The organism is Arcticibacter svalbardensis MN12-7 (genome assembly GCF_000403135.1).
Classification (GTDB): Bacteria; Bacteroidota; Bacteroidia; order Sphingobacteriales; family Sphingobacteriaceae; genus Arcticibacter; species Arcticibacter svalbardensis.
This window is the reverse complement of the sequence record NZ_AQPN01000104.1, coordinates 35563-45493: the sequence shown is the minus strand read 5'-3', so window position 1 is coordinate 45493 and position 9931 is coordinate 35563. Positions and strand designations below refer to the sequence as shown.

Below are 9931 nucleotides of genomic sequence, written 5' to 3'. Positions count from 1 at the left end.
GAAGTGTGTCCATACTATAAAAAACAAGAAAAAAGGAAGGCAATAATGCCTTCTTTTAACTTTTTATTTTGCGATTTACTCTAATTTTTAGTTCGTAATTTATTTTAAGAAATTAATTATGAGCTAGATGGAAAATATTTTAAAAAACAGGGGTTATTAGTACCTCCCATAAATATACATTCGTACAAAAAATAGAAATGTATATACCTGTAAAACAGAACTAAAGGCTGTTTTATAATTGCTTAAGCATCAGAAAATAGCTGGTATAGCGGGTAAGAAGGACTTAACTTAATTGTTAAGATTTAAGATGAAAAATAGATACCCTAAATTTTAAGTTGATGTTTTGTACTTACACTCTTTATAAAGATTTTTATTACAATATGATAACGAGAAACACCAATAAAATTATTTTTTTCCTTTGTTTGTGGGCATATAATGCCAAAGCTAATGAACCTAAAAAAGAAACTCCTTTGAAAATATGGTTTAACCAACCTGCCATGAAATGGGACGAAGGTTTGCCCATTGGAAACGGAAGTTTGGGCGCTATGATTTACGGCTCCCCAGCATCAGAAACACTTTGCTTAAATGAAGAAACCATTTGGTCGGGAGGGAAAAATTATCTTACCGACAGAAAAGATGGATATAAGTATTTAGGACAGATACGTCAGCTTTTATTTGATGACAAATACATTGAAGCAGAAAAGGTAGCAGAAGGTAAATTGCTGAACCAAAGACCTGATTCTGGTTCAAATTCATATCAAATGTTGGCTAATTTACATATTGAAAGTTCACAATTGGTTAACTTAACTAATTACAAACGCCAGCTAGATTTAAACCAGGCATTAGTAAGCACTCTATTTCAAAAACAAGGTGTAAACTACCTTAGAGAAAGTTTTTCAAGTTTCCCCGATCAAGTAATGGTTTTCAAATATACCGCAGATAAAGGACAAAAAATCAGTTTTTCTGCTTGGGTTGATAGAACAGCAAATACAAAGAAAGTACTTTCTAAAAATCGTATCGAATTTTCAGAACATGTTGGAGACGGTTTTGGAGTTAAATTTTATGCCATTGCTGATTTTGAAATCAAAGGAGGGAAATCTGAAGTGATAAATGGCAAATTGGTGATTTCTAATGCCGACGAAGTAATCATTAGAGTGGTAGCTTCTAGTGATTACCGAGGGTTAGATCCGCAACAGAAATGCAATAATGATCTAGCTAATGCATTAAAATTATCTTATCAAACGCTATTAAAAAGGCATATCCAGGATTATCAGTCTTTGTTTAATAGAGTAGATATCAAATTATCTGATAAAAATGGAGAAGATATACCTACAAATGTTCGTTTAAATCAAATAAAAAATGGAGCAATAGATAACTATTTAACACAAGTAGAATACCAATTTGGAAGATACTTGTTAATCAGCAGTTCAAGACCAGGAACCTTACCTGCAAATTTGCAAGGTATTTGGGTTGATGGTTTAAAACCAGCATGGAATTCTGATTACCATATTAACATCAATATTCAAATGAATTATTGGCTTGCAGAAATGACCAACTTATCTGAATGCCATTTGCCTTTTTTAGATTTTATAGGTGATTTGCGTGAAAATGGTCGAATTACAGCCAAAGAAACCTATGGCGCAACCGGCTTTGTTGCTCATCATACTAGTGATCTATGGTATTCTACAGCAGGTTTCGGAAAATCCAGATATGGCATGTGGCCAATGGGCGCCGCCTGGTGTTGCGAACACTTATTTACACATTATGAATATACCGAAGACAAGCAATTTCTGGTTTCTTATGCATATCCAATAATGAAAGAGTCGGCTCAATTTTTTGTTGATTTTATGGTTAAAGATCCTAAAACGGGATTTTTAGTCTCAGGACCCTCAGTGTCTCCAGAAAATAATTTCATTACAAAAAATGGAGAAGTAGGAACAATAACCATGGATCCTACAATGAATAGAGAAATCATTTTTGAATTGTTTAATAACTGTATTAAATCTGCCAATATTTTAGGTATTGATGCAAGTTTTAGAGATAGCCTGATTACCAAATTAAGCCAAATGCAGCCGATTCAAATTGGTAGTGACGGCAGGTTAATGGAGTGGGCTGAAGAGTTTAAAGAGAAGGAAATTGGACACCGCCATATATCGCATTTGTATGCATTACATCCTTCCAATCAAATATCAAAATATAAAACACCAGCGCTTTTTGAAGCTGCAAAAAAAACAATTGAAACCAGATTGGCTAACGGTGGTGGACATACGGGTTGGAGCAGAGCATGGATAATTAACTTTTATGCCCGTTTGTTAGAACCCGAGAAAGCATTTCAAAATATTATAGCGCTGCAACAAAAATCAACATTGCCTAATCTTTTAGATCTGCACCCACCTTTCCAAATTGATGGTAATTTTGGACTAGTGTCTGGCATTACCGAGATGTTGATGCAAAGCCAGAATGATGAGATTAATGTATTACCAGCTTTACCTAAAGAATGGTCATCCGGAAGTATTAATGGATTAATGGCAAAGAAAGGATTTGAAGTTTCTATTGAATGGAAAAACGGAGTGTTACGATCTTTACTAATTAAATCGAAATTAGGAGATCAGCTAAATTTACGTTATGGCGATATTGTAAAAAGTTTATCCACAAAAAAAAGAGATATTTTAAAGTTCAACAGCCAAATGGAATTGCTATAAAAGTTTTATAAAAAACAGGAATATAAGTTTCAATTTAAAAATAATGTTTTTTAAAAACTACAAGCAATTCCATCATTATAAGAATACAACCAATAAATGGAGGTTTTAAATAAAAGATTAACCTCTTAATACCTTTTGAGACGTTTTCGCTATACTTTGAGATATTTTGTTCTGTTACTTTTCTGAAGTTCGTAGTATAAATAATTGATCAACTGCCTTTTTTGTTGTGATTTAAACCTATTAAATTTATAATACTTTTTCATGGATATTAAATGCCGTAATGTTTTAATAGGCAAAAAAAAGAATTTTTATTCTTGCTTATTTATTTGCACAGTAGGTGGCTTTTTTTCTTGTAACGTTAATAACAATCAAGAAGTGCCCAAACAAAAACCTAATATCATTTACATATTGTCAGATGATATGGGTTATGGCGATTTAGGTTGCTATGGACAAAAAACTATCAAGACACCCAATATAGATAAAATGGCCTCCGAAGGGATCATATTTACTCAACATTATGCAGGGTCATCTGTATGTGCGCCATCAAGGGCTAGCCTAATGACTGGGAGAGACAACGGACACTGTAGAGTTAGAGGAAATTACGAAACCGGTACACATGGTTTTGGTGGCGAGTTAGAACTTCGTCCACAAGATACAACCATCCCCGAAATACTAAAAAATGCTGGATATACTACTGCTTTAATTGGCAAATGGGGTTTAGGAATGGATGGCACAACTGGCGAACCCAACAAAAAGGGTTTTGATTATAGTAACGGCTATCTAAACCAGGCACATGCCCACTCTCAATATCCAGATTATTTGTTTAAAAATGGTGTTAAATATATTATTCCAGCAAATGCCAACGGAAAAAGAAATAAATTTAGCAATGATATTTTTACAACAGATGCCATAAGATACATAAAAGAAAGTAAATCGAAAGAGCAACCTTTCTTTATGTTTTTATCTTTTGTTACCCCACATGCAGAAATGCTAGTGCCAGAAGATGAAGTTTTTCAAAATTATAAAAAAAAATTTAAAGAAACTCCATACACAGAGGGTATGGGTGGTTCTAATGGTAAAGACTCTTTAGGTATATATCATTCACAAAATTATCCAGAAGCTGCTTTTGCCTCAATGATTACACATATTGATAATGATGTTGCAAAAGTATTAAAACTTTTAAAAGATTTGAATTTAGATGAAAACACAGTTGTCATGTTTGCAAGCGACAATGGTCCGCATGAGGAGGGAGGAAACAATCCTTATTATTTTAACAGTAACAGCATATTCAAGGGTATTAAAAGAGATTTATACGAGGGTGGTATTAGAGTACCATTTATTGTAAGGTGGCCAAATGTGATTAAACCTAAAATAGTTACTTCTCAAATATGCGCATTTTGGGATATCATGCCTACTTTAGGGCAAATGGCCCATGCCGATATGTCTGGTGTACAAACAGAAGGTATATCTTTAATGCCAACTTTATTAGGCGATACAGCAAATCAGAAACAACACGATCATTTTTATTGGGAGTTCCACGAAAATAAATATTCAGACCAAGCTGTAAGAAAAGGCGATTGGAAAGCCGTTAGACATGATCCTAGCAAAGCCTCAGAATTATATAATATCAAAATAGATCCTGAAGAAAAAAACAATGTTGAAACAAAACATCCGAACATTGTAAAAGAATTTGAGCAGTTGATGATTAGTTCGAGAGTAGATAACCCTTATTTTAAATTAAAAAGATCTTCTTCAGTAAAATGAGTGTTAACTTGTTTTTTTGAGATTTCGATTGTCATCATATTTTAACATAGGTTATGTCTAATGTTTTTTAAAACCAATTATAATTAAAACACAATATGCCACGCATCTTTTTAAGTATTGCTCTTTTATGTTTATTAAAAACTGCAAGTGCACAAAATTTTAATTTAACCGAGTGGGAAGATCCTACCAAAGTTGAATTAAACAAATTAGAACCTCATGTAACCTTTGTGCCATTTCAGTCAGAAAAGGAGGCTTTGTTAGACGAAACTTCAAAATCAAATGCTTATCAATCCTTAAACGGAGAATGGAAATTTAATTATGTTGATAAGCCAGATTTAAGTCCAAAAAATTTTTTTGAACCAAATTTCAAAGATGCCAATTGGAAAAATATACAAGTGCCGTCAAATTGGGAAATGCAAGGTTTTGGGGTGCCTATTTATACAAATAGTGTATATCCTTTTCCTAAAAACCCACCATTTATAAGTCATAATTATGCCTCCGTAGGCAGTTATCGCAAAGTTTTTAAAGTAGCAGATAACTTTAAAAATAAGCAGGTTATTTTGCATTTAGGTTCCATTTCTGGGATGGCTTATGTTTGGCTAAATGGCAAACAAGTAGGTTTTACCAAAGCAGCAAAAACACCTGCAGAGTTTGATATTACTCCTTATTTAAAGAATGGAGATAATACTTTGGCGATTAAAGTTTATCGCTGGCATGATGGCTCTTACCTAGAAGATCAGGATTTTTGGCGTTTAAGCGGCATAGAAAGAGATGTATATTTATTAGCCAGAGAAGAAAATCATATTCAGGATTATGAGATTAAAGCCGGTTTAAACAGTAATTATAAAGATGGTGTTTTAGCACCCATTGTAAAAGTGGATGTGAAAATTGCCCAATCTGTAGAAGTAGGCTATAAGCTGTTTGATAAAGAGGGTAAAACCGTTTACCAAGCTACCCAAAAATTTGTAGCTAAACAAGGAGCTAATACCTTTCAATTTGTTGCTAAAACTTTGCCAGGGATTAAAAAATGGTCGGCAGAAGAACCCAACCTTTATCAAATTGTATTTAATATCAAAGGTTCGTCAGAATATATTGCCAATCAAGTCGGTTTCCGTAAAGTAGAGATTAACGATGGACAGTTGATGGTAAACGGAATGCCTGTTTACGTTTACGGTGTTAACCGACATGAGCATGATCCTGTTAAAGGGCATGTAATTAGCAAAGAATTGATGATTAAGGACTTAGAGATGATGAAGAAATTCAACATCAATACCGTTCGTACTTCGCATTATCCAAATAACGAGTTATGGTACAAGCTATGTAACCAATACGGAATGTATTTAGTGGATGAAGCAAATATTGAAGTACATGGAATGGGGGCTACTTATCAACGAGAGTTTGATACCATTCCACACCCAGCATATCGTAAAGAATGGGCTCCAGCTATTACCGATAGGATAAACAGAATGGTTGAGCGTGATAAAAATAATCCAGCGGTAATTATCTGGAGTATGGGGAATGAATGTGGAAATGGTCAGGTTTTTAAAGACAGTTATTTGTATTTAAAAAAAAGAGATGCGTCTCGTCCGGTGATGTTTGAGCAAAGCAGCCAAACTTGGAATACAGATATTATTGCGCCAATGTACCCAAAAATTGATAGCATGAAACGCTATGCCAGTAAGCCACAAACTCGTCCGTTTATTATGTGCGAGTATGCCCATGCTATGGGTAATAGTTCGGGCAATTTTGATGAATATTGGGAAATTATTTACTCTTCAAAAAATATGCAAGGTGGTTGTATTTGGGATTGGGTTGACCAAGGGATGACCCAGTACGATGCATCAGGCAGAAAATTTTATGGATATGGTGGCGATTTAGGTAGCTATATGTTCAGAAACGACGAGAATTTTTGTGCTAACGGATTGGTAGATGCAGATAGAAACCCTCATCCAGGTTTGTATGAGGTAAAGAATTTTTACAGTCCAATTGTAATAAGCGCATTTAATGCCAAATCAGGCTTGTTAACCATTCAAAACAAATTTAGTTTTACTAATTTAAACCGATATGATTTTAAGTGGCAATTGGTTGAAAACGGAAAAGTGATAAAAGGAGGTATTTTTACTGCTGATATAGCACCTAGACAGCAAAAAGAAGTAAATATTGCTTTGCCCCAAATAAGCAATCTAGCAAATGATTATGCTTTAAATGTTTTTGCTTTAACTAAAAATGCAACGCCTATAGTGCCAAAAGGACATGAAGTAGTACGTAACCAATTTGAAATTGGTAAGTCGGGTTATTTTGTAAACCTAGCTAATCAAAAAGAAAAAACAGCAAGTACAAGTAAGCAAAACGGCAATAATTTAGAATTAAACTCCGGAAATATTAAAGCTAGTTTTGACCTTAGAAGTGGCGATTTAAACAGCTATACCAAGGATGGTAAAAATATTTTGGCAAAAATGCCCGAGCCTTATTTTTGGAGAGCAACCACCGATAATGATTTTGGAAACCACATGAATACAGCTTCTGGTATATGGCGTTCGGCACAAGCTAATTTAAAAGTTGTGGATGTAAAAACGACCGAGAATAACGGCGAAACTACGGTTAAAGTACGCTACAAATTTGATTTTATTAATGCTAATTATGAGGTGGCGTACACCTTTTTAAAAGGTGGTGCTTTACAGATAACCTCCTCAATTTCTAACCTTATTAAAGAATTACCAGAAATTCCACGTTTTGGAATGCGTATGGATGTAGATTCTACTTATCATAATTTGGAGTATTACGGCAGAGGGCCTTGGGAAAATTACAGCGACAGAAAACATTCGGCTTTAATAGGTATTTACAAGGATAAGCCAGAAAATACTTACGTAGATTACATTCGCCCACAGGCAAATGGTAACCGTACAGATACTCGATGGATAAAGCTTGACGACGATAAAGGCAATGGTATTTTAGTACAAGGTTTACAGCCTTTAAGCTTTAGTGCTATGCCATATTATGATGAAGATTTTGATGCGGGCAATACCAAGAAAAATAGACATACAAACGATATTGTGAAAAGGGGAGTGATTAATTTGCAGGTTGATTTATTGCAACGTGGTGTAGGTGGCGATAATAGTTGGGGTTTTTTGCCACACGATCCATACCGTTTAATAAATAATAATTACAGTTACAGCTACATTATCAAACCGCTTTAATAATAAGGTTCATTTTTGTTTTGGGCTACCATATTCATTTTTATATGTTGCGTTAATGATAGAATCGGCAGCTCTCGATTTTTCATCGGGACTATAGCGGATAGCGTGTAAAAATGCCCAAAATGCTGGTGTAATAAAGAGATTGACAAAATTTAATTTAGAAGATGATTTTTAAAAAAGCAAAATATAAGATTTTTGTAATCACGTTACTTTTGGCGCAAAATATTTCATTTGCCAAGATAATAAAAGATGCTGATGCAAAACCAAAAACTAAACCTAATGTAATTTTTATTTTATTGGATGATTTAGGGGTGGGCGATGTGGGAGTGTTTTTTCAGGATCAGCGGAGATTGGCCAATCAACGAAATAGGCCTTTTACCATTACTCCATATTTGGATGAAATGGCTAAGAAGGGGGCAACTTTAGAGCAATATTGTGCGGCGCCTGTCTGTGCGCCTTCACGTTCTTCGATATTACTGGGGCAAAGTCAAGGACATGCCAACGTTCGAGACAATCAATTTGATAAAGCTTTGGCCAATAATTATACGCTTGGAAATGTGATGCAAATGGCTGGATATACTACCACGGCTATTGGTAAATGGGGCTTACAAGGAAACGGAAAAATTAAAGATGCAACAGAATGGCCTGCACATCCTTTAAAAAGAGGTTTTGATGAATATATGGGTTACATCCGACATGGCGACGGACATGAGCATTACCCAAAAGAGGGGATTTATACAGGAAAAAAAGAAGTTTATGATGGCTATAAAGAAATTAGCAATGATTTAGATAAATGCTATACCGGCGATTTATTTACCGCTGCCGCAAAAAAATATATAGTAAAGCATAGTCAAAGAAACGATAAAGCGAAACCGTTTTTCATGTATTTAGCCTATGATACTCCACATGCTGTTTTAGAATTGCCAACGCAGGCTTATCCAAAAGGTTTTGGTTTAAAAGGCGGTTTGCAATGGACAGGTAAGGCTGGGAAAATAATCAATACAGCAAATGGAACTCCAGACTCATGGATGGATACTGAATATGCAAATGCAACTTATGACGATGATAATAATCCATTAACTTCAGAAGTGCCTTGGCCTGATACTTATAAGCGTTATGCAACCATTACCAAAAGAATTGACAATCAGGTGCATGATATATTGATGCTGTTAAAAGATTTAAAAATCGACAAAAACACTTTGGTTATTTTTACTTCGGATAACGGGCCATCTAGAGAGTCGTATTTGCCGAAAAATCATGTTGAATATAATCCTACTTTTTTCGGAAGTTCTGGTCTCTACGATGGAATAAAAAGAGATGTTTGGGAAGGAGGTGTAAGAATGCCTACAATAGCTTATTGGCCTACCCACATCAAATCCAAAATGGTGATTGATAAACCAAGTATTTCTTACGATTGGATGGCTACTTTTTTAGATGTTGCCGGGTTATCAAGTCCTGTACGCTCAGACGGTATTTCATTATTGCCATTATTAACTGGCAAGGGAAAACAGAAAGATAGCCAGATTTATATTGAGTATTTTGAAAATGGGAAAACGCCTAACTACGAAGCTTTTGATGTTTCGCACAGAAACAGGGTAAGGAAACAAATGCAAATGATACGCTTAGGCGATACTGTAGCCGTGAGGTATAATATACAATCAGCTGCGGATGATTTTGAGATTTATAATATCCGTAAAGACCCTAAACAGATTGTCAATTTAGCGAAAATACAAAATTTAAGTAGGTTACAAAGTAATCTAAAAGCCAGAGCACTGCAAATGCGATTGGCGGACAGCGGAGCCAAAAGACCTTATGATAACGCATTAATCCCAGCTGATAATGTAGATGGATTAATCAAAGGCTTGCGTGAAACAGTTTACCAGAATGAAACTTCGTGGATAAGTGCACCAACCAATTTTTCAAATGCAATAGTGGTTAATAACATAAGACTAGAAAACTCAAACCAAAATGCAGTTTTGTTTGATGCTTACGTTTTAATCCCCGAAGATGGAACTTATACTTTTGGCTTACAAACAACTGGTAAAGCTTTTTTGAGATTACATGATATTGCCCTGATTGATGAAGATTTTAACTACCAAGCTGAGCAAAAATCAGAAATACTTAATTTAGCAAAAGGCTATCATCATTTTAAGTTGTATTATAAAAAAGGAGTGAAAAAAGGAGATGAAGTTTTACATTTTACTTGCTTTAAACAAGGCGAACAAAATGTGGACTTGATGAAAAACACTTATGCTAATAAATAGTTTT

The 9931-nt window shown here is 34.6% G+C and carries 4 protein-coding genes; all 4 read left to right on the top strand.

All coding sequences use genetic code 11. From position 1 onward, the window contains the following. The first annotated feature begins 338 nt into the window (after positions 1–338). The 4 genes from ADIARSV_RS14295 to ADIARSV_RS14280 all read left to right on the top strand — a co-directional run bounded on the left by ADIARSV_RS14295 (position 339) and on the right by ADIARSV_RS14280 (position 9927). A complete protein-coding gene (locus ADIARSV_RS14295; protein ID WP_016196289.1) occupies positions 339–2702 on the top strand; it encodes a glycoside hydrolase family 95 protein in 2364 nt (787 codons plus the stop codon). Positions 2703–2963: 261 nt separating this feature from the next. Continuing rightward, complete coding sequence (locus ADIARSV_RS14290) at positions 2964–4466, top strand: arylsulfatase (protein WP_016196287.1); 1503 nt, start codon at positions 2964–2966, stop codon at positions 4464–4466. 95 nt (positions 4467–4561) lie between these two features. Then, on the top strand, positions 4562–7663 hold the full coding sequence (locus ADIARSV_RS14285) for a glycoside hydrolase family 2 TIM barrel-domain containing protein (protein WP_016196286.1): 3102 nt from the start codon (positions 4562–4564) through the stop codon (positions 7661–7663). 164 nt (positions 7664–7827) lie between these two features. Further along, on the top strand, positions 7828–9927 hold the full coding sequence (locus tag ADIARSV_RS14280) for a sulfatase-like hydrolase/transferase (RefSeq protein WP_016196285.1): 2100 nt from the start codon (positions 7828–7830) through the stop codon (positions 9925–9927). Positions 9928–9931: the final 4 nt, after the last annotated feature.